Here is a 23,673-nt window from a genome sequence, read left to right as displayed (position 1 = left end):
CGAAAACCACTGGGGGTGCTCCTGACGACAAGACTGACCCGTGCCGCCCCCTTCGTCAAGAGGTTCGGCCCGATCCGTTTTCCGTGAGACCGCACTCGAACCGGTCGCGTCGATGGACCACTGCACCGCCGAGACGTGTGCAATGGTCCATTGACGCAGCCGGGGGCGGGGACCCCGACGCGCCCCGCCCCCTGTCGTCTACCGGTCGGCCTCGCGCCACCGCGTGGCCTCGGCGAGCGTGAACCCGTGGACATCTGCCAGTTCACCCAACCGCTCCACGCTGTCGCCGTCGAGGGTGGTCCCGATGCTGCGCAGACCGAACTCACCCGACAACGCGATCAGCATCGTCTCGGCCATGCAGGCGTACGTCAACCCCGGAGCCAACCCGTAGGTCAACCCGAAATCCGAACCCGACGGCACCCGAACGATGCCACCGTCGAACACCGTCACGTCGGGCCGCTCACTGCGCACGTCCCGGCCGATGTTCGGTGGCTGCGCCACATCGCAGACGATGGCACCCTCCATCAGATCCGTCGGATCGATCAGCGCATGCGGTGCCGACGTGGCAGCGATGACGATCAACGAATCACGCACTGCAGCAACGGGATCGGTGAAGAACTCGACATGACGCGACCTGATCAGATCGTCCAGATCGCCGTCGACCGCGTGCGCGGCCCCGGCCAGATCCCCCGAAGCCGCACCGACCCGAGCACTCGCCACCATCTCCTGCGCAGCCGCCCACAACTTGGGCGCGATGACCGAACTCTCCCCCTTCCTGCCGACCAACACGATGCCGCCGACCTCGCCCGCCAACTGCTTGCCGATGGTTCGCCCGATCGCCCCGGCGGCACCGAGAATCGTCACCCGAGCCCGCGCGACATCGATACCGCGTTCACGACACACGCGCCGGACCGCCCGCAGACTCGCCGCAGCGGTGAACGTGTTGCCGGTGGTGATCGGACGCGTCGTCGCGCCGAGGCCCAACCCGTTCCCGGTGATCACCGACGAATAGCCGCCCAACCCGACGACCGTCGCACCGCGCGAGATCGCCAGCTCGACGGCCCCGCCCACCACAGCGAGCGCACGCTCGGTCGGCAGACGCAGCAACTGCTCGGAGGTGTACGGCAGCCCGACCAGATCGCCGTGCGCCGTCGCCTCCCCACCTCCGACGACCCGGCCACTGCCGATGACGAACGACGCAGGTTCGAGCTCGGACGTCGACGCCGCGAACCGCTCGAGCAGATCCTGCCGCTCGCCGTGATCGAACACCTCGAGTGCCGGATCGAACGCCGCGAAGAACCCCAGATCGAGAGGGTGCGCGATGAACGCGAAGCGCCGATCCGTCGCCCGCACCGCGATATCGGGCGTTCGACCTGGACGCAACGCCTCGAGAGCAGGCGGAGTGGCGACGGTCGGGCGGCCGAGCAGATGCCCGAACAACCCGTCCATGTCCCCCGCTGCCGCGTACCCCAACGCCCGATCCAGTGCTGCGACCAGCCGCGAGCACTGCACCGCCGACACCGTCAGCGGCGGTTCGATCCGAATCACCCTGTTACCGAACAGGGTCGGAGCCACTCGAATCCCCTCGACGTTGAGCAGGTACGAGCAGATCACCACGGCCAGATTGTGTTGATCGGCAATCGATCCCAGCAACGACTGCCGCCCGACCATGTTGACGTCCGCGGTGAATTCCAGGCCGAGCAACAACCCGCGTCCGCGCACCTCGGTGACCACCGACGGGTACTTCTCTGCCAACGCACTCAGATCGTGCTTCAACTGCCGCCCGAGAACGGCCGCGTTCTCCACCACCGCGCAGTCGTCCCGGGTCAACTCGTCGAGAACCGCGATACCCACCCGCGCAGCCAATGCGTTGCCCGCGAACGTGGACGTGTGGCGCAGCGCGAAACTCTCGTTCACCAGCCTCGGCGCACACAACACCGCACCCACCGGCACGATGCCGCCACCGAGCGCCTTGGCGACGGTCAGAATGTCCGGCACCACGCCCTCGTGCTCCGCCGCGAACATCCTGCCGGTCCGGCCGAGCCCGGTCTGCACCTCATCGAGGGCCATCAACACCCCGTGCCGATCACAGATCTCCCGCACGCGGCGCAGGTAACCGTCGGGCGGACACACCACGCCACCCTCACCCTGAATCGGTTCCACCAGAAACACCGCATAGTGCCCGGGGTCCGCCGCCAGTGCCGCGTCGAGCGCATCCGAATCACCGAACTCGATGTGATCGAAGCCCTCGACCGGAGCACCGAAACCGCTCTGGTACTTGACGTTTCCCGTCGCAGACAGAGCACCGAGAGTCTTGCCGTGAAAACCGTTCCCGGTCGTCAGTACCCCCAGCCGACCGGTGTGCGCTCGCGCGATCTTCAGCGCCACCTCGGTGGCCTCGGTACCACTGTTGACGAACGTCGTCCGCGTCAATCCGTCGGGTGCGATGCGCCCCAACCGATCCGCCAGTTCACCGGCCGCGCTCAACACCGAAGGCTGTACGAAAATCGCCTCTCCACTGCAACGAACGTCGTTGACCGCCTGCCAGATCGGAGTGGGACCGTGCCCGAACGGGAGTGCACCGTACGCCCCGGCGAAGTCGAGATAGCGACGACCCGACGCGTCGAACAGGACCGTCCCGTCGCCGCGCACGTACTCGCGATCCAGATTCAGCGCAGACAACAGCCGATACAGTTCGGGATTGACGTGCTCGGCAAACCCCGATCGACCGGACCTGGATTCCACCACGGAATATTCGATAGTTGTGTCAGTCATGACCAGCATGCTCCGTTTTCATCGGATCCACCCCTGGCTGTCGAGCTTCGATTGGTTGTCCCGAACAACCAGGGCTCGTCCCAAGCCAGGACGCAATCGCGATGGTAACGCGATGGAAAGCCGGTGACAGATGGCGGAAAAGCCCACGAAAAAGCCCCGTCCGAGCAGGGCTTCTGCGTCGAACGGGGCCGGATCGAATGCTGGCCGAGCTCCTACTGATCGTCGATGGCCGACAGCTTCCAGGTGCCGTCGACCTTCTCCATGTTCACCGTCAACGGACCCTCGGCACTGCCCGAGGCAACGCCGTTCTGGGTGGCACTGATGTTCACGTTGGCGATCAACTCGGCCATGCCGTCCTCCAACCGCGTGACTCCGATGTCGGTGACCATCGCTTCGGTCCCGGTATCCGTCTGCACCACAGCAGATTTGGTGGTTTCGGCAGTGGAGTTGAACTCGTCGAGCATCGACTGATTGAGCACTGCACGCGCCGCGTCGAAATCGGCGTCGATCGTGGCGGCCTTGTACGTGTACAGAGTCTGCAACGCATCGGTCGCAGCCGAGGTGACTTCCTGCGTCGCCGCGGAATCCACCCAGGCCGCATTGTCGATCGTGGCGAACGGCTTGAACGCGGCAACGGCAGCGAACGCGCCGAGCACGACGGCAATGACCGCAACGACGATCACGTGCTTCCAGCCGATACCCGACCCCGACGCGGTGGACGAGCCAGCGACAGTGGAGGACTCAGCGGCGGTGGACGACTCGGCTGCGGTGGATTCGTCGGCAGATTCGCCTTCTGCAGGCTTGTCGAGTGCGGGTTCCTCGGTCGCGGCCTTGTCGAAAGCAGGCTTGTCGAGAACAGGCTTGTCCGTTGCAGCCTTGTCCGTTGCGGGCTTGTCGAGAATCGGCGTGCTCGGCGGCGGAGTCGTGACAGCCGTCGTGTCGTCGGCCGCGGATCCCTCGGTGGTCGAGCCCGTGACGGTGGATCCAGCAGTCGGCTTCCCGGTGCCGGCCACCTTGCGGCGCACTTTGCTGGTGGTGGTGGGTGGAACGATCTTGCGACGCTGGGGAGGCACTACAGAACTCCTTCGAAACTCACTTCGGTACAGACGGAAGACACCACTGCCGGTACCTCAGTTGCCGCCGGTGTCCGGTTGGGGAGCCGGCGTCGCTTCCGCACTGGGGTCGGCCGCGTTCGGGTCGGCGGGGCCGCCCGGATCGGTCGGGACGACGGGGTTGGTGTTCGGGTTGTCGAGCGAGATCCGTGAACCGATGGGGTCGACCTTGTTGGTCTTCCACACCCCGTCGACCTCCTCCATGGCCAGACGCATCGTCAGCTTGCTTCGCTCGACGCGATCGGGCCAGGTGGTGGTCGTCGCAATGACCACCAGAGCAGTGGCGGTGTTCTCGTCCGTGCTCAGCTCCGTCAGAGTGCCGTGCAGGACCTCGGCCTCGCTCTTGGCACCGGACTGACGAACCTGATCGGTGATACCCGACCGCGTCTGCTCGAGGTCGTTGAGCATCAGGTCGCCGGTGATGGACGACTTCATGTTGTCGAACGACTGATCGATCTGCGCCGCGTCGACCGTGTTGAGGTTGACTGCCGCCTGCTGCGCTCCGGTGAGCGCCGCGTCCCTGGTGTCCGCGGTGGGCTTCTGGCTCAGAAGCGCGTTGCCCCAGCCGTACCCGAAGAACACTGCCGCTGCGAGGGCGGCCACGGCGATCACCGTCACGACGGCAAACAGGATTTTCGCGGTCTTGTTGCGCCCTGGAGTCGCTGGGGACTCCAGGGCTTCGGTGCTCGAGTTCACACTTTCCACCCTACTACTCGGTAATATCCGGCCGAACCGCCCTCGGCCCGACGATAGTGCTGAGCAGCAGTTTCACCGATTCCACTACTTCGGCGTCACGCCGATCAGCGGTGCCAACTGGGTGGCGATGGGGTTGAGGTTGAGCTTCTCCGGATCGACCTTGGGCTTGAGGTCCCACGGCTGCGGCACGTCCGGATCGGCGAACACGATGCGGTTCGCGCTACGCACACCCGTCACGCTGCCCTGCGGTGTAGCGCAGTTCGCGTCGAGGTTCAGCGGGTAGTTCTCCCGAGTCGGATCGAAGTTCGGGTTCTTCCGCTTCTCCTCGTCGAGGATCGCCTGGCTTCCCTCGTAGCCGACCGTGCACGGCGGCGGATTGTTGACCTCGAGCAACAGACCCTGATGGATCGTGCCGTCGTTCGGGACGATCGTCGAGATACCGGCACCGAGGGCAGGCAGGAACGTCAGGAACGGACGAAGCGCGACGTAACGCGGTTCGGCCTGAGCGGCAACCAGCGCAAGGTTGTTGATGTCGGTGGTCAGCGCCGGACCCGCATCGGTGATGAGACCACCGAGCTGATCGCCTGCCGCGGTACCCGTGTCGATCAGGCGGCGGATGTCGGGATCGCTGGACTTCAACTGAGCCGTCACCTGATCCAGACTGGTGCTGAACTCACGAATGAGATCCGACTGCTCGGACTGCGTGTCGAGCACCGGCACCGCGTCACGGACCAGAGCAAGCGTCTGCGGCAGCGCCTCGTTGCCTGCCTCGGAGATGTTCCCGAGCGAATCGACGAGGGATGCGAGATCCGTGCCCTTGCCGTCGAATGCCACGCCGAGCTCGTTGACCACTCGAGTCAACGTGTCGAGCGGCACCGACCGAACCAACGTGTTCGTGTTGGCGAGGACGTCCTCCACCGGCACGGGTGTGGTGGTGTCGGCCTGAGCGATCTGCGAACCGTCGACCAGGAACGGGCCCTGATCGGTCTCGGGCTGGAGGTCGACGTACTGCTCACCGATCGCAGACCGGTTGGCCACGACGGCCTTCGTGTCGGCCGGGATGTCGGGCCCGCCGTTGTCGAGCATCAGTGCGACACGGACACCGTCCTGCGTCAGTTCCAGATCTCCGACGGTTCCCACCGGGACACCTCGGTAGGTGACCTCGGCGTTGGAGAAGATGCCACCGGAATCGGCCAGGTTCAGATCGACCTGGTACTGCCCGAAGCCGAGCATGTTGTCCAGACGCACGTACTTGGCACCGACGAAAACCAGACCCAGAACCGCTACGACGACGAATAGGACCAACTGAATACGAACCAGTCTCGATCTCACTGTCCAACTCCGAATCGCTCGAGCAGATCGTTCAACGGTGCCAACGGATCGGCAGGCGCGGGCGCAGCGGCTGCAGCGGCCTGCTCGTTCGCAGGTGCACCCGGGCCGGGAACCGGTGACGGGATGATCGGCGGCAACGGCAGCAGTGAGATCGTCGGCCAACCCGGCCGAGGTCCGTTTCCGTTGTAGTACGGATTCGACGGGTCGACCACCGGCAGCGTGTTGCCGTACTTGGGCTGGATGTAGACCGGATCGCCTTCACCGACGCCGAAGTTGCGCAGCGCAGTTCCGATCGACAGGTCCAGTGAGAGGAACAGGTTGGCGGAGTTGCCCTCGATGATCTTCTCGGTGCCGTCGGCGAACGGCAGCGTGGGGATGACCGCGAGCGAGGTGACCACGTCGTCCGCCGAATCGGCCAGGGCCTGCAGCGTCGGGCGCAGTGCCCGCAGGTCTGCGATCAGATCGTCCTTGGAACGGTCGATCACGTCGGTGCCCACGGCTCCGAGTCGGTCGAGCGCGCCGAGCATCTCGGTCAGCTGCGGACGCTGCTGCTCGAGAACTTCGGTGGCGATCGGCAAGTCCTTCAGCACTGCGTCGATCTTGTCGGTCTGCGTGTTGACGCGGCCGCTCAGAGTGTCGAGACCATCGATGGCGCGGGTGATGTCGTCCCGCTGCTGGTTGAGGCCGTCGATCAGCGTGTTCGCCTGCTGCAGAAGCTCTTTGGTCCTACCTTCGCGACCGTCGAAAGCCGTGCTCAGTTCCTTGATGATCGGCGATAGCTGCCCGACGCCGCCACCGTTGAGCAGCAGCGACAGCGCGCCGAGTACCTGCTCGATGTCGGTGGCATGACGGGTGCGATCGAGCGGAATGGTGTCGCCGTCCTGCAGCCGCGCTGCCGACTCGTCACCGGGAGGTGCCGAGAGCTGCACGAACTTCTCACCGAGCAGGTTGGTCTGCTGCACCGATGCGATCGCGTTGGCGGGCAGATCCACGTCTGAGTTGAGGATGACCTCGACGTCGGCCGTCCACCCCTCGTTCGGCACGGAGATGGAGTCGACCCGGCCGACGGCCACACCGTCGACCTTGACGGTCGACTGCGGGACGAGGTCGAGCACGTCGTCGAACTGCACCGTCAGGTTGAACGGGTTGTCACCGACATCGGCACCGCCGGGAAGCGGGATGGCATAGATGCCTGCCGACGAGCAGGCTCCGGCCGACAGAGCGACCACACAGACGCCCGCTCCGACGACCAAGGAACGCTTCACACGAGCTCGATTCCGTTTCACAGAGGTTCTCACTGTCCCCCACCTCCGATGTACGACTGCTCCAGTCCGGGCATCGTGCTGTTTCCGAGCCTCGGCGAGACGACGCCGGGAACGGTGCCGGGAACGGACACGTTCTGCTCGATGTCGTTGGTGAGAACACCGAACGGCAGCACGATCCGGTTCTGGTCGGCGATCGGGGCCTGGATCATCGTGGTGATGTTGGCGCACTGATCGATAATCGGCTGGATCTGCGCACCGAGGGCCTCGAAGCGCGGATCGCCGGGAACGAGCTTGCCGAGATCGATGAGCCGGCACACGGTGCCGAGCGGATCCTGCGTCTCGTTCTGGAGGTTGGCGCGCGAGGCGAGCGTGCCGGACTCCGCGTCGTAGGCGTTCACCAGGTTGCTGATCGCCAGCGGCAGCAATGTGAGCGTCTGCACCAGCTGCTCACGTTTGTCGGCGAGCGTCTGAGTCGGAACCACGAGACCGTTTGCGGCATCGGTCAGTTCGGTCCGGTTGTCCGCGACGAACGTCGCCACGTCGCCGAGCGAGACCGACAGCTGTTGAAGTGCAGCTCCCAGGTCCTCGCGCTGGCCCGACAGGAAACCGGTCAGGTCGGCCAACTGGGTGTTGAAGTTGCGTACCTGCTGGTCGTTGACGGCCAGGGCACTGACGAACGTCTGCAGGTTCTTGATCGTGTCGAAGACGTCGGTGCGCGAGTCGCTCAGCGTGCGGCCGGCAGCCGAGAGCTGAGTGATGCTGTCGCCCAACGCTTCACCGTTGCCGTCGAGGTTCGCCGCGCCGGTGTTGACCAGGTCGGTGAGCGCGCCGTCCTTGTTGGCACCGTCGGGACCGAGGGCGGTCGAGAGGTCGTTGATGGACTTGTACAACTCGTCGACCTCGACGGGGGTGGCGGTGCGATCGCGACCGATCGTCGTGCCGTCGGCCATGGTGTCGCCGCCGGTGTAGACGGGCGAGAGCTGGACGTAGCGATCGGCGACGAGCGACGGGCTGACCTGTACGGCCTTGGCGTCGGCCGGAATGTCGATCCCGCGGTCGACACGAAGCACGACCTCGACGTCGTCACCGAGCGGCGTGACGGAGTCGACCGTGCCGACCTTGACGCCCAGCACCCGCACCTCGGAGCCGGAGTAGATGCCGACCGATTTGTCGAAGTACGCGGTGATCTTGGTCGTGCCGGCCCTGGTGAACAGCCACCAGCCGGCGACGGCCAACACCAGCGCCACGATCACGACGACGGCGATGAGCGCGAGCTTGTTCTTGTTTCTCGGTGCTGCCTGCGTGTCTGTCATCATTCCCCCGGCAACTTGTCGAGCGAGGGCTGGCGGTAGCCAGGTATCAACGGAACTCCGGGAGGTGTGAGGTTGGCCAGCGTGATGTCGAGCCATCGACCGTTGCCGGTGACGTTCGTGTAGAGCCGAATGAACGGTTCGTACAGCTCGAGCGCGCGGTCGAGGTTGTCGTTGTTGCGCTGCAGGATCTCGATGACGCCGTTGAGCTGCTGCAGCATCGGGTTGATGGTCGCCTCGTTGTCGCGAACGAGACCGGTCAGCTCCTGCGACACGCGCTGCGTGCCGGTGAGCAGCTGCGAGATCGCCTGCTGGCGGTTGTTGAGCTCTTCGAGAAGCGGACCGGCATCGGTGATCAGCTTGTTGAACTGCTCGTTGCGGTCGGCCAACACCTTCGACGTCTCACCGGTGGCCTCGAACAGCTTCTTGAGCTCCTCGTCGCGGCTGGCCACGGTCTGCGACAACCGGGTGACGCCGTCGAGCGAGGCACGGATGTTCGGAGGCGTCTCGGAAAACGCCTCGGACAGAGTCCGCATACTCGTCGCGAGCTGATCGGTGTCGATGTCGTTGATGGTCGACGCCGCATCGGAGAACGCGTCGATGACGTCGTACGGGGACGTGGTGCGCTCGAGCGGGATCGGGTCCTTGGGGCTCAGTGTGTCCGGCCCGCTCGGGTCGAGCGCGAGGTATTTCTGTCCCAGCAGGGTCTTGATCGCGATGGCGGCCCGTGACTCGTTGCCGACCCAGGCGTCCTGCACCGTGAAGTCCACGAGTACTCGGTCGCCTTCGAGACGCACGTCGGTCACCTTGCCGACCTTGACGCCCGCGATGCGTACTTCGTTCGACGGCTTGAGACCCGCTGCCTCGCTGAACTCGGCGGTGTAGACCGAGCCGGCACCGATGATCGGGAGCCGGTCGAGAAAGAAGACCGACATCGTGGCGAGCAGGATGATGGCGATGCCCAGTGCACCGATGGTGGCCGGACTACGACGAGATGTCATTGTTTGATCCCCCCAGCTTTGCAACGCTCTGCCGAGTTCGTGTACAGCGGCTGGTTGACGGTCGGAAGCCCGGTCGGCAGATTCAGGTTCGGCGAGTTACCCGGTCCGGCGACGATGTCGATGCCGCAGAGGTAGAACGTGAACCAGGATCCCTGCTGGGCCGTGCGAATGAGCTTGTCGAGTTTGACGGGCAGATTTCCGAGGACAGCGTCGACGTCGTCGCTGCGGCGGTTGATCGTCTCGGACAGTGTGTTCAACGCAGTCACCGATCCCTGGATCGACGGCCTGGTCGGCTCGAGCAGGTCGGCGGTCGCGTTGGTCAGACCGGCGAGCGAGGTGACGGCCGAGCCGACCACATCACGATCGGCCGACAGACCCGAGACGAGCTGCTGGGTGTTGACGATCAGGCTGTCGAGCTGGCCGTCGTTCTGGTTGACCGTCGCCAGCACGTTGTTGAGATTGGTGATGACCTGGCCGATGACCTGATCCTTGTCGGCGACGGTGTTCGTCAGGGTCGCCGTGTTGGTCACCAACTCGTTGATGGTGCCCGACTCCCCCTGGAACACCTGGATGATCTGGTACGACAGCTTGTTGACGTCGTCGGAGCTGAGCGTGGTGAACAGCGGCCGGAAACCGTCGAACAGCGTGGTCAGATTCACCGCAGGCTTGGTCCGCTCCAACGGAATGGTCGCACCTTCGGTGATCTTCTGCCCCTGGTCCCCCGAGCCCTGCTCGATGGCGATGTAGCGCTGACCGACCAGGTTCCTGAACCGGATGGTCGCCGTCGAGCTGGCGGGCAGCCAATCCCGACTGCTCAAGGTGAAGTCCACTTTGGCTTCGCGCTCGTTGGCGATCTCGATCGAGTCGACCTGGCCGACGCGAACGCCGGCGATACGAATCTCGTCGCCCTCGTTGAGCGAAGTGACGTCGGTGAAGATCGCCGAGAACTTGGTGCCGCCGCCACCGCTGGAATTGGCGATGGTGAAGGCGAGGGTGGCCGTGGCAAGGATCGTGATCACGGCGAACACGATCAACTTGATGATCGGCGCGAGAAGGCCTCTCATGGCACGGTCACCTCCACTCCCCTCAATGCCGGTGCGCCGATAGCGGCCGCCCACGACGGAATACTGTCCGGTGCAACACCACTCGCTTGTCCGTAGATCACGGCGAGAGTGTCACGCTCGAAGTCCGAGCCCTCGTAACTCGCCGGCTGCGCAGACGCGGAAACGGCGGGAACGATGGAGCTCTGAGCCGACTTCGGGGGTCCCTGTCCTTCGATCACCTGCGGGCCCGGGTTGCGGGTCGGCACCTGGTAGGAACCGTCGTTGATCGAACCTCCCGGATACTGCGGGAAGAACTCACCCGGTGCAGCAGGCTCGAAGCAGGTGGCTCCGCGATCGTCGAACAAGCGCGGCTCGTCCTGGTTCGGCAAGTAACGGCCCTTCGGGTTGACGAACGATGCGGACACGTTGATGCCTGGGTACTCGTCGCCCTCGCCGAGCACGACCTTGCCGCGCCTGGCACCTTCGGCGAACTGGGTGAACGTGCAGCCGAACGTCGGGGAGAACTCGGCCAGCAGCTCGAGGGCTTCCCGAGAGTTCGCGGCCAATCCGATCAGATTCTCGGAGTTGGTCTGGAGGAAGTCCGCGGTGGTGTAGGACGCAGAGGTCAGCGAACCGTACAGCGTTTCCAGGCTGGACTGCCGCTCCACCACGGTGTTGCCCGTCGTCCGCAGGTTGTCCAGTGCCGAGATCAACTCGGGCGCAGCGTCCGCGTACGTCTGGGAGAAGTCGGCAAGCCCGACGAGCGTCTGCTGGATGTTGGGCAGCTCGGTGTTCAGACCGGAGACGACGTTGGTCAGGTTGTCGATGGTCTGTCCGAGCTGCTCGCCGCGTCCGCTGAGGCCCTGCGCCAACGACCCGAGGGTGTTGGCCAGATCCTGCGGCGGAATCGCCTGCAGCAGCGGGAGCAGTCCGTCGAGCAACTGCCCGACCTCGATGGCGTTTCCGCTGGTGTCCTGACGCAGGACCGTACCGTCGGTGATCGGCGACGCCGAGTCGTTCTCGGGCACGATCAGCGAGACGTATCGCTCACCGAACAGCGTCTTGGGAAGCAACCGCGCCGTGGCGTTGGACGGAATCAGTGGAGCCTTGTCCGGGTCGATCGCGAGCTGCGAGGTGACCACGCCGTCGACGGTCGATGCCGAGCGCACCTCACCGACGATCATTCCGCGGACCTTGACGTCCGCGTTCATCGGCAGTGCATTGCCGACGGAGTCGGTTTCGAGACTGACGTTCACCACCGACTTGAACGTCTTGTTGTAGGACGTGATGCTCCATCCCAGGAACAGGATGAGCACCAGGAAGAACGCCAAACCGAGCAGTACTCGCTTCAGTCGCGACGGCGAGTCGATCATCCCGCAACCCTCACTGTGGTGGTCGTGCCCCAGATGGCGAGGCTCAAGAAGAAGTCCAGCACCGCGATCGTGACGATCGCGGTACGAACGGCACGGCCCACTGCGACGCCGACACCGGCAGGTCCGCCGGAGGCGTGGTAGCCGTAATAGCAGTGGATCATGATCAGGACGAAGGCGAAGATCAACACCTTCAGGAACGAATACAACACGTCTTCCGGAGGTAGGAAGAGGTTGAAGTAGTGGTCGTAGGACCCGGTGGACTGCCCGTTGAAGATGGTGCTGATCCCTCGGGACGCGACGTACGACGCCAGCAGTCCGACGATGTAGAGCGGGATGACGGCCACGAAGCCGGCGATCATGCGGGTGGTCACCAGGAACGGCACGCTGGGAACCGCCATCACCTCGAGGGCATCGATCTCCTCCGAGATCCGCATGGCACCGAGCTGGGCCGTGAAGCCACAGCCGACAGTGGCCGACAGCGCGAGTCCGGCGACGATAGGCGCGATCTCACGGGTGTTGACGTATGCGGACAGGAAGCCGGTGAGCACGGAGCTACCGAGCTGCTCGAGTGCGGCGTAACCCTGCAGACCGACGACGATGCCGGTGAAGCCGGACATCATCACGATCACGCCGATGGTTCCGCCGATGACCGCGAGCGCGCCACTGCCGAAGGTGACCTCGGCCAGCAGGCGGAGCACCTCCTTCTTGTAGTGCACAGCGGTCTTGGGAATCCACCCGATGGCCCGAAGGTAGAACGACATCTGCTCGCCGGCGCGGTCGAGCACGTTCAGTGGGGCATTGCCGACGCGCTTGACGCGCATCAGCGTGCGGTCACCGCGACCTCGTGCGATCGTCATCGCGGTTACGCTCCCTTTGCTGGGACGACCTGGAGATACACCAGGGTCAGGATCAGGTTGGCGAAGAAGAGCAGCAGGAACGTGATGACAACCGTCTGGTTCACTGCCTCGCCGACGCCCTTGGGTCCGGGATTGGGATTGAGCCCCTTGTAGGAGGCGATGATGCCCGCGATCAGTCCGAAGATCGCCGCTTTGGCTTCTGCGACATAGAGATCCGGGAGCTGCGCCAGCGCACCGAATGACGCCAGATACGCACCGGGGGTACCACCCTGGAGGATCACGTTGAAGAAGTATCCGCCTGCGATACCGACGACCGAGACCAGCCCGTTGAGCAACAGTGCGACGAGGATCATCGCGAGCACTCGCGGAACGACGAGACGATGCACGGGGTCGATGCCCAACACCCGCATGGCGTCGATCTCCTCGCGAATGGTGCGCGAGCCGAGGTCGGCCGTGACTGCAGAGCCGGCGGCACCGGCCACCAGCAGCGCGGTCACGATCGGACTGCCCTGCTGAATGACCGCCAGCACACTGGCCGCACCGGTGAACGACTCGGCACCGAGTTGCTTGATCAGCGATCCGGTCTGCAGCGAGACGACCGCGCCGAACGGAATTGCGACGAGCGCCGTCGGCAAGATGGTGACGCTGGCGATGAACCAGGCCTGTTCGATGAACTCTCGAAACTGGAACGGCCTACGAAAGGTGTTTCGGACGACCTCGACGAACAGTTCGACGATATTGCCGGCTTGTGTCAGAGCGGCGTTCGCCGGAGCGAACGCGGACTTCTTCGATCCCGCCATGTCTGCTATTGACCCCGACCTTGAGTCGGAGCCTGGTAGCCCTGCTGGTCGTAGCCCTGCTGGTCGTAACCCTGCTGGTCGTAGCCTTGCTGGTTGTACCCCTGCTGGTTGTAGCCCTGCTGGCCATATCCCTGCTGGTCGTACCCCTGCTGGTCGTAGCCCTGCTCGTCGTAGCCCTGCCGGCCTGCGTACACCGGCTGCTGACCCGGATCGGTGGTGTCGAGGCTTTCCTGGATGGCGACCTGCGCGTTGTGCGGCAGGGTGTGCATGATCTGGCGCACCCGTTCCTGCCTACGCCCGACGGCCTGACGAACCGGAGTACCGGGAGTGGCCTTCATCTGCGGCACGATGCCTTCGACGTCGTCGACGCCACCGGCGTGGTGCCCGGCGTCGACCATGGCCTGCTCCTGCGCCATCTGCGCCTCGTCCTTCTCCTCCGACATACCGATCGGGCCGATCATCGTTCCGTTGAGGAACTGCTTGACCACCGGCTCGTCGCTCGTCAGCAGCACCTCGCGCGGACCGAACATGACCAGCTGGCGACGGAAGAGCATACCGATGTTGTCGGGCACCGTCCGGGCGAGGTTGATGTTATGCGAGACGATCAGGATCGTGGCATCGATCTCGGCGTTGATGTCGATCAGGGTCTGCGAAATGTAGGTGGTGCGAACGGGATCGAGGCCCGAGTCCGGCTCGTCGACCAGGATGATCTCGGGATCGAGCACCAGGGCGCGGGCCAGTCCGGCGCGCTTGCGCATACCGCCGGAGATCTCACCGGGCAGCTTGTCCTCGGCACCGAGCAGACCGGTCAGTTCGAGCTTCTCCATCACGATCTTGCGGATGTCGGACTCGGACTTCTTGGTGTGCTCACGCAACGGGAACGCGACATTGTCGTAGAGGTTCATCGAGCCGAACAGTGCGCCGTCCTGGAACAGCACCCCGAACAGCTTGCGGATCTCGTAGAGCTCTCGCGAGGAGCACTGCAGGATGTCGGTTCCGTCGATGAAGATCTTGCCCTGCTCGGGACGCAGGAGACCGATCAGCGATTTCAGGAAGACCGACTTGCCGGTACCGGACGGACCGAGCAGAGCACTGACTTCACCCTTCGGCAGGGTCAACGTCACGTCCTGCCAGATCTTCTGTACCCCGAAAGACTTGGTCAATCCCTCGACCGAAACCTCGACTCCCACGCTGACCTCCACAATTCGTACACATCGACCCAGATGTGGGTTGCGTCACTGTAACCCATGCACGTGTCCGCTCCGACACAGGAGCTTACCGCCCAGTAAGAACTTCCCCGAGTCAGGCTGTAGAGCTTGCATCAGTGTGGCTCATCTCACGCGACACGGACGCCGACTCGCCAGAACTGTGACAAGTCCCTGCGTGAGGAAGCTGTGACACACCACAAAAAATGACGGCCGAAACCCTTCGGAACGCTTCGGACTTCGGCGAGGTCGAGTAAACAGCGGCGCAGAGCGGGTGTCACGCGATCCGGCGGAGTCCGTGACCGATCACAACGACGAGTCGGTCGGAGCTACCGGAAACACAGAAAAGGGGCCGCCCCCACCTGAGTGGGAACGGCCCCTCGACTCGCTCTCGAATTCAGAGCGTGAAGTACGACTGCAACGAAGCGGTCTTACTTGACGGAGATCTTCGCGCCGGCAGCTTCCAGCTTCTCCTTGGCAGCATCGGCTGCGTCCTTGGCGACCTTCTCCAGGATTGCCTTCGGAGCGCTCTCGACGAGGTCCTTGGCTTCCTTCAGGCCGAGGCCGGAGACGACCTCACGGACGACCTTGATGACCTGGATCTTCTTGTCGCCGGCCGACTCGAGGACGACGTCGAACTCGTCCTGCTCCTCGGCAGCGTCAGCGCCACCGGCTGCCGGTGCACCGGCAGCGGCGACGGCGACGGGAGCGGCTGCGGTGACCTCGAAGGTCTCCTCGAATGCCTTCACGAACTCGCTGAGCTCGAGGAGGGTGAGCTCCTTGAACTGGTCGAGCAATTCTTCGGTGCTGAGCTTCGCCATGGTGGCGGGTCCTTCCTGTAAGTACCTGGTCGCTGATCCGCGACTGGTGTTCGGTGATGGTGTGGAGCTGAGCTGTTCGCCGATACCAGCGGATCAGCTTTCGGCGGGAGCTTCCGCCGGTGCTTCTGCTTCTGCAGGTGCCTCGGCCGCGGCGGGTGCGCCGGCAGCCTTCTTCTCCTGCAACGCGAACGCCAGACGCGCGAACTGCGATGCGGGAGCGTTGAACAGGCCTGCAGCCTTCGACAAGTTGCCCTTCATGGCGCCGGCAAGCTTGGCCAACAGGATTTCGCGCGACTCGAGGTCTGCGATCTTGTTGATCTCGTCCACGGACAGCGTTGCGCCGTCCATGTAGCCGCCCTTGACGATCAAGGCCTTGTTGTCCTTGGCGAAGGCCTTGATGGCCTTCGCTGCGTCGACCGGCTCGCCCTTGATGAATGCAATGGCGGTCGGTCCGACGAACAAGTCGTCGAGGCCGGTGATGCCGGCCTCGGCTGCTGCGCGCTTGACCAGGGTGTTCTTGGCGACGGAGTACGTGGCACCTTCGCCGAGCGCACGCCGGAGCTGAGTCAGACCGGACACCGAAAGACCACGGTATTCCGTGACGACGGCAGCCGTCGAACCCTTGAACTGTTCGGTGATCTCCGATACTGCTGAGACCTTTTCGGGCTTTGCCATACTTCGCCTCCTCTCGTGGGAAGTTGTGTCGATCGCGAGAGGGCCGGAAAACGACGAACGCCCCGGCGCAAGAAGCACACGGGGCGTGAACGAGCGGGCAGCCACGAGGGCTGCATACAGGTTCCCTACCTCGTTCTCCTGCGTGGGCCGTCCGAAGCGATCTCGGACCTTCAACCGCGCAACTCCCGGAAGTGAATCCTTCGAGAAGGCGGTGACCAACGGTCTTGGGTAGAACTTGATTGGGCGATCAGGGCACGAGTGCGAGCATTCGTGTTCCGGACCGTCGACCAGGCTACAACACGTTCGGTGCCAACTCCAAAACGTTCGGCGTTCGCACCGTCAGATGCGCACCCCGTAGAGAACCAGGTTGCGCTCGTAGCTGCCCACCGCTGCATCGAAGTCACCCGAACAGGTGATGAGCCGAATCTCGTCGGCAGGCACCGCTCCGAAGACCAGTGCGGTCGGGAACTCGGTTTTGCCGTAGTCACCGATCCGATCGATTCGGTACGTGGTTCGGCCACCCGCCTCGTCCTCGACCTCGACGACATCTCCGGTTCCGAGTTCCGAGAGGCGATCGAACACCGCAGGACCGGTCGTCGAGTCGACGTGCCCGGCTATCACCGTCGGACTGCCGATCGCACCGGGTCGGCCACCTCCGGTGAACCACCCGACGTCGTCGTAGTCGGTGGGCACCTGCATCTCCCCCGACTCGGTGAGCCCCAGGCCGATCAACGGCTCGTCGAGACCGATGTCCACGGCGCTCACCCGCGTCGGGGCCGGTGTCACCGAGTCCACTGCGGGCGCAGTCGGGGCAGTGCCCGACAACGGCTGCGAGGACACGGGGACGGCCGGTGGTGACGGCTGCGACGGCTGCGGTGACGGTGAGGAACAACCCACCACCACCATCACCGCCGCCGCGATCAGAACCGAATATCTCAGCTCCGCACCTCACGTCGAGCCGCGAACGTCACGCCCGCGACGACCATCGCACCCAGAGCCACTGCACCGACGACGGGCAGCACCGAGCTCGACGCCGTATCGGCCGCCGCGAGCGACGATCCACCGCCTCCGGTCGCAACGGACCCGACCGGAATCTGGGTGAGCTGGCCGCGCACCGCTCCCGCCGAGAAATCGACGGTGTGAGTGTCGGCGGCGAAGGCCGCGGGATCGGCTTCGATCCGATCGAGCGTGAATCCGGTACCGCTGTCGGCGGTGGCACCGGCCGGAGTGAGCCCGGTGGTGAACGGTCCCTGCATGCAGCCGCTGCTGGTGCGTGGGCCGTCGCCGATGGGCGTCGGGTTCGGGAATGCCAGACGCGGAGGTCCTGCTGCGCCCGCCGCAGCCTGGTGAATGTGCGTGGCGGTCTTGGCCGGGCTCATGTAGTCGCCGGTGACACCATCGAGCGCAATGTCGTAGCAGACGATGTCGAGGTCCGAGTTGATGCGCAGCGTGAAGGTACCCATCGCGCCGGGCTGCCCCGGAGTGGCGACGCCCTCACCGTTGAGCACCTGGTCGGGAGTGGCCATGGCCGTGAACGCGCTGGTGAACGAATCCGGTTCGGCGACAGGCGTATCGGCACCGGCCGGGGCAGCGGCGAACAGCATCAGGGCCGCGGTACCACCGACGAGCGCTGTGGCGGTGGATCGGATCGACGTGGCCGGGCGTGGAATCGAGCGTCTGGTCATCTCGTGTGCCTTCCGTGGGAGTATCGGGCAAGCGAGCCCGTGCAAGGTGTACGAGTGCCGATGCCAGAATGTTCAAAGCTCGGTAAAGAAATATTCTCCGCCCTCGTCGTGAACGTCCGAGGGTCCACCGACGTATCCACTGTCATGAGCATCGGGAGCGTGATCGAACTGGACTTCGACGTCGCTGCCGCGTACGACGAGCACGCGTCGGCCATGCTCGGGTTCGCCGTCAACGCTCTGCGCGACAGAACTCTGGCCGAGGATTGCGTTCAGGAGACCTTCTTTCGGGCATGGCGAGCGCGATCCCGATTCGAGCCGAGTCGCGGGTCGCTGCGAACGTGGTTGTTCGCCATCGAACGCAATGTGATCGTCGACGTTCAACGGTCGCTGACGAGGATGCCGATGCCGGCGTCGGACCGGATCGAGGACATCGATCGGGGGTCGGGTGGGGTCACGCGTGACACCAGTCCCGACGTCGACGAGCGGCTCCGAATCATCGCCGCACTCGCCCTGCTGTCCCCCGAGCATCGGCAGGTCGTCGTCGCAGTGCACCTCGGCGGCAGCACCTACGCCGAACTCTCGGAATCGACCGGAGTTGCCGTACGAACACTGCGCACCCGCACCTTCTATGCACTGCGGGCCCTACGAGACCACCTCGACGGACAGGAGGAATCATGAGCGCATCACCCGATCGCCGAGCCGAGTTGATCGCCGCTGCCGTCGGCGACGATCTCGACGACGCCGAAGCCGCCGAACTGCGCGAACTCGCTGCGGCGGATCCCACGGTCGACACCGAGATCGCCCAATTGCGCGAGATGACGGACATCCTGGGCCGCCGTGGACCGACCCAGCCCTGGCTCGAATCCGCGACGCCACCCGACCTGCGCGAGCGAATCCTCGTCGCGACGGGCCGCTCCCCGCGAGAGCGATCCGGATCGCCGCGATTCGGTATGCAGCGATTCGGAATGCAGCGCAGATCGGCAGGTCTGGCCGCTGCGGCCGCGATCGTGGGGGTGGTGGTCGGCGGTGGGGCCGTGCTCGGGGTGGACGCCTACCGCCAGCCCGCGGATCCACCCACCGCGATCACCGGTCCACCCGGAACCCTCGGCGCGTACGAGGAAATCGCGTTCACGACGAGTGCGCCGAGCGTCGACGTAGAAGGAGGTCTGGTCGCCCACACCTGGGGCACCGAGACCGTTCTGGAGATGGAGGGCATCTCCGATCGTGGACCGTACGAGGTGGTTCTCGTCGACCGGTCGGGTGTCGAGCGCCCGTCCGGCACGTTTCTCGGTAGTGACATCACCATCGAGTGCCGCATGAACGCCGCGGTACTGCGCCAGGATGTGACCGACATCGAGATCCGCTCGGCCGGCGGCGAAATCCTCGCGAGCGCTCAGCTGCCGACGGCCTCGTAGCACCCGGAGTCGACTCTCCTGCGGTTCGACCCGGGCCACCAGTTCCGCTCACCGAAGAGCTTCATCATCGCGGGCACCATCATCATCCGCACCAGCACCGCGTCGAACAGCACTGCAATGGCGAGAGCGAAGCCGAACTGTTTGAGCTCGAGAACGTCGGCGGTGAGGAAGCTGGCGAACACGGCGATCATGATCGCGGCGGCGGCCGTGATCGGTCTGGCGGTGTGCTCGATACCGTCGACGACGGCCACGTCGTTGCTCGCTCCCCGCACGAACACCTCACGCATGCGGCCGATGAGAAACACCTCGTAGTCCATCGACAGGCCGAAGACCACTGCGAACACCGTCACCGGTAGATACACCTGGATGTAGCCCGGGCTTTCGAAGCCGAGAAGGCCCGACCCCCAACCCCATTGGAAGACGGCGACGGTCGCACCCAACGCTGCTCCGGTGACGAGCAGGTTCATGGCGACCGCCTTGAGCGGAATCACCACGCTGCGGAAGACGACTGCCAAGTACACGAGCGAGAAGGCGAGAACGGCGGCGACTACCCAGGCGAACTTGCCCGAGATCTCGTCGGAGGCGTCGACCACCAGTGCGGTGGTGCCACCCACGGAGACGCTCGTGCCGTCCGTCTCGCCTGCAGCGACCGCCTGCTCACGCAGGGATCCGACGAGATCGGAGGCCTGAGTCGAGTCGATCGGCACCGACGGAACCACGATCAGCAGCGACCGCCCGGCCTCCGGCTGCGCCAAAGCGTAGGCGACGCGATCGTCCCCGCGCACGGAGTCGGCGAAGGCGTTGACGGTGGCCATCTGCTGCGGTTCCAACGGACTGTCGTTCTCACCCGTGAACACGATGGTGATGGGTGAGATGGTCCCGGGCGCGAACTTCTCGGTCAGGACCGTGTTGGCCCGTCCCGACGGTTCGGCGCTCAGCGCTTCGGCGCCGAGGTCGACACCGTACGAGATGGAACCGATGGGAATCAGGCAGACGAGGAGGACCGCGGCCGACGCGGCCGTGTAACGCCACGGGCGCTCGATGACGTGCTGCGCCCATCTCGACCACCACGTGGGCACCGCGGCGTCGTGCTCGTCGACCGACGGGGGTTGGAATCTGCGCGGCAGCGACCACGCTCCGATGCGCGTGCCCAGTACCGCGAGAATCGCCGGCAGCAGGGTCCAGGCGACCACGACCACGGTGGCGATGGTGAGTGCGACGACCAACGAGATGCTGCGTACCGCGGGGACATCGACGATGGCCAGGGCTCCGAGTGCGATCAACACGACCAGTCCGGAGATGACGATGGTGTGCCCGGCGGTACCCATGGCCGCCCCGACGGCGCGCTCCGTCCGGTCCGGATCGTCCGAGGGTCCGGCTCGCCCGATCTCCTCCCGGAATCGACTGACGATGAACAGCGCGTAGTCGATTCCCAGACCCAGACCGAACATCGCCGCGACGGTGGTGACGAGAACGTCGAACGTCATCACGTTGGACAACAGCGCGAACATTCCGAATGCCGCCAGCACGCCGATGCCGGTGGAGACCAACGGCACGATGCCTGCGACCACCGACCCCACCGCCAGGATCAAAACCACGAAAGCGATGGGAAGACCGATGCTCTCGGCCCGTACGGCATCCTCGGACTCGACGCGGGTGAGATCGACCGTCATCGGGGAATACCCTGTCACCGCCACCTCGACGCCGTCGCCGGATGCCGCGTCGATCATCTCCTGCACGCGTTCTGCGACCGCGATCCGATCGCTCGCCTCTCCGCCGATACCGACGAACGCCAGCGCCGACGTGCCGTCCTGCGAAATCGTCGGGACGAAGCCCGCGGTCTCGTAGGGGTCGACGACCCGCAGCACGTCCGGGGACTGCCGGAGCCGACCCACGACCTCCCCCACTCGCTCACGGAACGCCGGGTCGGATGTGTTCACCGATTCGGAGGTGAACGTGACGACGAGTTGTTCCGAGCCGAACGACTCGAAGTGACGCTCGATCAGATCGTCGGCCCGGCTCGATTCGGTGCCCGGCACCGAGAAGTTGGCTCCGACCAGCGAATTCTGCAGCGCCGGATACAGAACCGCCGATCCCACCGCCAGCAGCGTCCAGATCGCCAGCACCACCCAACGCCGACGCGCCACGAGCCGACCCCACCGGTCGCCGATGTTTCCCCTCGTCACCTGCGGGTCGAATCGCGAGATCGTGTCGGTCATCTACATCAACTCCCGGCTGAAGATGCGGTAGGTGCGATGCGGAGCGAGCTTCGTTCGGGTCAGGACCGAGCCCCTCATCCACGGACTGTCATCGAGCACGGGAGCCGCTTCGACGCGAGTGAACCCGAGGTCGCGCATGCGCACCGACATCTCCATGATCAGCAGGGAGGACACGGCTCGATCGGGGCAATCGGGATCGACGAACAGCATGTCCACCCGCACGCCGTCGATGACCTCGGTTCGACCCGGACGCTTGACGTGCCACAGCGTCACCAGGTCTCGCGCCCAGCGAGACTTCAGGTGCGCCGCCTTCGCGGCGGCCTGATTGACGTCCGGGATTCCCATCAGGAAGCCGACGGGCTTGCCGTCGAGTTCGGCCAGCAGGGTCAGCCTGCGGTCGATGACCGGAAGCATCATCTTGAGCAACTCGAACAGCTCGGTGTAGGACAGCGGCGAAAAGCCCCAGAAGTTCACGAACGTCTTGTTGTAGAGGTCCCGCACGATGCGCGCGTCGCGCCGCAGCGTCCGGTACTTCATCGACCGGAACGTCACCTCGGATCGCGCCTTGATCTTCTCGAAGATCTGCATGTGCCGCGCGTATTTGGGGTCGTTGTAGATGATGCACGGGTCGTCGAAGAGGTAGCTGTAGAAGTCCTTGACCGCCATCAGACCCCACTTCTCGAAGTGGGCGGCGTAGTAGTGCGGATTGTGCGGCATCCCCACCAGCGGCAGTGCCGGGGTCTCGTCGACGACGATGCCTGCGCTGTAGAACATCGACGGCCCGAAGGGTCCGGAGATGGTCGCGAGCCCGCGAGCCGAAAGCCATTGCGCCGCAGCGTCGAGCAATGCTCTCGCAACGTCGTGATCGTCGACGGCCTCGTAGAAGCCGAAGAAGCCGATCGACTCCCCCGTGTACTCGGTGAACGACAGGTCGTGGATGGCCACGACGCGACCGACGGCGATTCCGTTCTCGCGCGCCAGGAATGCTTTCGTGATGCGAGTGGCGGCGACCGAGGACGGCGGTGCGATGAGCACTCGACGCAGGTCTATCGACTCGTCGGGAAGGCGGTGCGGATCGCCTTGGTAGACCAGGTCGGAGACGGCCTCGAACTCGCGCCAGCCTGCTTTGCCGTCGACCTCTTCGATCGTGATCATCGTTCCTCTTCGTTCTGTTGACTGCCGTCGACGAGGATCGGTGAACGGGCCACCGTCGTCTCCCCGGCGAACACGTAATTGCCTGGCCGGACGGTGATCTCGTCGACGAGTGCGTCCGGCACGAACACATCGCACTGAGAACCGAAGCGGATCATCCCGTACTGCTCGCCGCGTTCGACGGTGTCACCGACGGCGACGTGCGCGACGATGCGGTCGACCCAGAGATCGGCAATCTGCGTCACCGTCACCACGGCACCGGACTCGTGCTCGATCGAGATGGTGAGCCGCTCGTTGGTGAGCAGGTAGTCGCAGCCCTCGTCGTACGGAGTGCGTCGGGTCAACAGGTTCGCGCCGACCCTGGCCATCGACTTGTTGAACGGTGCAGCCGACCGGTGGCGACGCATGCCGACGGTGCCCGCAATCGGAATTCGATTGCGGTGCACCGAGTATTCGGACATGTAGATCCCGATCAGGTAACCGCTGTCGGTCGAGCTGACTCCGGCGATCTCGTCGAGAACGATCGTCCGCCCCTTCTTGACGGCGAACGCGGTACTGCCCGCCTCCACGCGTTTGACGTACGTGACGAACCCGTCGGCCGGCGCGACCACCACCCGCGGATCGGCGGGCGGTTCGCGGGGCGGATCACGGAAGAAGAACCGCGTTCGCCAGTACACGAACAGCCCGAACGGAGCTGCCGGCACCACGGCGAGGCCGAGTGTCCACCGAATCCACGACATCAGCTGTGCCGCTGTTCGTCGACGCTCTCCGACCAGGTCACGAAGGCATCGGCCGCCCGGATCCGCACCGAGGCGGGCAGCAGCCCGATCAGCCCGCACACCACGTAGAACCCGAGCGAGAGAACGCCGTTGGTCACCTCACGGCCGATGGGTACGTCCCGTAGGCGCACCGAGGTGGGTTCGAATCCCTCCGACAC

The 23,673-nt window shown here is 64.8% G+C and carries 22 protein-coding genes; 2 read left to right on the top strand and 20 right to left on the bottom strand.

Annotated features, from left to right (window positions below):
- Positions 1–198 precede the first annotated feature (198 nt).
- The 16 genes from CH306_RS14215 to CH306_RS14140 form a co-directional block, all read right to left on the bottom strand.
- The gene (locus CH306_RS14215) at positions 199–2,775 is read right to left on the bottom strand and encodes an aminotransferase class III-fold pyridoxal phosphate-dependent enzyme (protein ID WP_094647038.1); all 2,577 of its coding nucleotides are present in this window, start codon (positions 2,773–2,775) and stop codon (positions 199–201) included.
- A 212-nt stretch (positions 2,776–2,987) separates the two neighbouring features.
- Positions 2,988–3,848 carry a hypothetical protein gene (locus CH306_RS14210; RefSeq protein WP_094646921.1) on the bottom strand — a complete coding sequence of 287 codons (861 nt, stop codon included), beginning with the start codon at positions 3,846–3,848 and terminating at the stop codon, positions 2,988–2,990.
- Positions 3,849–3,905: 57 nt separating this feature from the next.
- The gene (locus CH306_RS14205; RefSeq protein ID WP_256978877.1) at positions 3,906–4,583 is read right to left on the bottom strand and encodes a hypothetical protein; all 678 of its coding nucleotides are present in this window, start codon (positions 4,581–4,583) and stop codon (positions 3,906–3,908) included.
- Between the two features lie 84 nt (positions 4,584–4,667).
- The gene (locus CH306_RS14200) at positions 4,668–5,915 is read right to left on the bottom strand and encodes an MCE family protein (RefSeq protein WP_032393965.1); all 1,248 of its coding nucleotides are present in this window, start codon (positions 5,913–5,915) and stop codon (positions 4,668–4,670) included.
- Complete coding sequence (locus tag CH306_RS14195) at positions 5,912–7,180, bottom strand: MCE family protein (protein ID WP_032393964.1); 1,269 nt, start codon at positions 7,178–7,180, stop codon at positions 5,912–5,914. Before CH306_RS14195 ends, CH306_RS14200 begins: the two co-directional genes overlap by 4 nt.
- A 29-nt stretch (positions 7,181–7,209) precedes the next feature.
- A complete protein-coding gene (locus tag CH306_RS14190; RefSeq protein WP_032393963.1) occupies positions 7,210–8,493 on the bottom strand; it encodes an MCE family protein in 1,284 nt (427 codons plus the stop codon).
- Entirely contained in the window at positions 8,493–9,491 is a 999-nt protein-coding gene (locus CH306_RS14185; RefSeq protein ID WP_032393962.1) for an MCE family protein, read from the bottom strand. The genes CH306_RS14190 and CH306_RS14185 overlap by 1 nt, the downstream gene beginning before the upstream one ends.
- On the bottom strand, positions 9,488–10,555 hold the full coding sequence (locus CH306_RS14180) for an MCE family protein (RefSeq protein ID WP_032393961.1): 1,068 nt from the start codon (positions 10,553–10,555) through the stop codon (positions 9,488–9,490). Before CH306_RS14180 ends, CH306_RS14185 begins: the two co-directional genes overlap by 4 nt.
- Complete coding sequence (locus tag CH306_RS14175) at positions 10,552–11,907, bottom strand: MCE family protein (protein ID WP_032393960.1); 1,356 nt, start codon at positions 11,905–11,907, stop codon at positions 10,552–10,554. The genes CH306_RS14180 and CH306_RS14175 overlap by 4 nt, the downstream gene beginning before the upstream one ends.
- Positions 11,904–12,764, bottom strand: coding sequence for an MlaE family ABC transporter permease (locus tag CH306_RS14170; protein WP_027498223.1), 861 nt, complete (start codon positions 12,762–12,764; stop codon positions 11,904–11,906). The genes CH306_RS14175 and CH306_RS14170 overlap by 4 nt, the downstream gene beginning before the upstream one ends.
- 5 nt (positions 12,765–12,769) lie before the next feature.
- Complete coding sequence (locus tag CH306_RS14165; protein WP_032393959.1) at positions 12,770–13,564, bottom strand: MlaE family ABC transporter permease; 795 nt, start codon at positions 13,562–13,564, stop codon at positions 12,770–12,772.
- 5 nt (positions 13,565–13,569) lie between these two features.
- Positions 13,570–14,754 carry an ABC transporter ATP-binding protein gene (locus tag CH306_RS14160; protein ID WP_176459366.1) on the bottom strand — a complete coding sequence of 395 codons (1,185 nt, stop codon included), beginning with the start codon at positions 14,752–14,754 and terminating at the stop codon, positions 13,570–13,572.
- A gap of 446 nt (positions 14,755–15,200) precedes the next feature.
- Positions 15,201–15,590 (bottom strand): 50S ribosomal protein L7/L12, encoded by a 390-nt coding sequence (rplL, locus tag CH306_RS14155; RefSeq protein ID WP_032393957.1) that lies wholly within the window; start codon positions 15,588–15,590, stop codon positions 15,201–15,203.
- 93 nt (positions 15,591–15,683) lie between these two features.
- Positions 15,684–16,265 carry a 50S ribosomal protein L10 gene (rplJ, locus tag CH306_RS14150; RefSeq protein WP_032380459.1) on the bottom strand — a complete coding sequence of 194 codons (582 nt, stop codon included), beginning with the start codon at positions 16,263–16,265 and terminating at the stop codon, positions 15,684–15,686.
- Between the two features lie 339 nt (positions 16,266–16,604).
- Positions 16,605–17,105, bottom strand: coding sequence for a class F sortase (locus CH306_RS14145; RefSeq protein ID WP_235387007.1), 501 nt, complete (start codon positions 17,103–17,105; stop codon positions 16,605–16,607).
- A gap of 95 nt (positions 17,106–17,200) precedes the next feature.
- Complete coding sequence (locus tag CH306_RS14140; protein ID WP_094646920.1) at positions 17,201–17,950, bottom strand: CHRD domain-containing protein; 750 nt, start codon at positions 17,948–17,950, stop codon at positions 17,201–17,203.
- A gap of 144 nt (positions 17,951–18,094) precedes the next feature.
- On the opposite strand from CH306_RS14140, the gene CH306_RS14135 reads away from it, so the two are divergent.
- Together CH306_RS14135 and CH306_RS14130 are read left to right on the top strand one after the other, a co-directional pair.
- Positions 18,095–18,628 (top strand): RNA polymerase sigma factor, encoded by a 534-nt coding sequence (locus CH306_RS14135; RefSeq protein WP_256981162.1) that lies wholly within the window; start codon positions 18,095–18,097, stop codon positions 18,626–18,628.
- Entirely contained in the window at positions 18,625–19,365 is a 741-nt protein-coding gene (locus CH306_RS14130; RefSeq protein WP_094646918.1) for a hypothetical protein, read from the top strand. The genes CH306_RS14135 and CH306_RS14130 overlap by 4 nt, the downstream gene beginning before the upstream one ends.
- On the opposite strand, the gene CH306_RS14125 is transcribed toward CH306_RS14130, so the two are convergent.
- Genes CH306_RS14125 through CH306_RS14110 form a run of 4 tightly spaced genes read right to left on the bottom strand, consistent with a single transcriptional unit; the run spans position 19,344 to position 23,673 of the window.
- Complete coding sequence (locus CH306_RS14125; RefSeq protein ID WP_094646917.1) at positions 19,344–21,584, bottom strand: MMPL family transporter; 2,241 nt, start codon at positions 21,582–21,584, stop codon at positions 19,344–19,346. The genes CH306_RS14130 and CH306_RS14125 overlap by 22 nt on opposite strands.
- Entirely contained in the window at positions 21,585–22,739 is a 1,155-nt protein-coding gene (locus CH306_RS14120) for a hypothetical protein (protein WP_094646916.1), read from the bottom strand.
- The gene (locus CH306_RS14115) at positions 22,736–23,476 is read right to left on the bottom strand and encodes a phosphatidylserine decarboxylase (RefSeq protein ID WP_094646915.1); all 741 of its coding nucleotides are present in this window, start codon (positions 23,474–23,476) and stop codon (positions 22,736–22,738) included. The genes CH306_RS14120 and CH306_RS14115 overlap by 4 nt, the downstream gene beginning before the upstream one ends.
- Positions 23,476–23,673: a hypothetical protein gene (locus CH306_RS14110; RefSeq protein ID WP_032393950.1), complete on the bottom strand. Its 198-nt coding sequence runs from the start codon at positions 23,671–23,673 to the stop codon at positions 23,476–23,478. Before CH306_RS14110 ends, CH306_RS14115 begins: the two co-directional genes overlap by 1 nt.

Origin of the sequence: Rhodococcus sp. 15-725-2-2b (assembly GCF_002259075.1) — a bacterium.
Classification (GTDB): Bacteria; Actinomycetota; Actinomycetes; order Mycobacteriales; family Mycobacteriaceae; genus Rhodococcoides.
The sequence above is the reverse complement of the archived record's forward strand: the minus strand, read 5'-3'. Positions and strand labels throughout refer to the sequence as shown.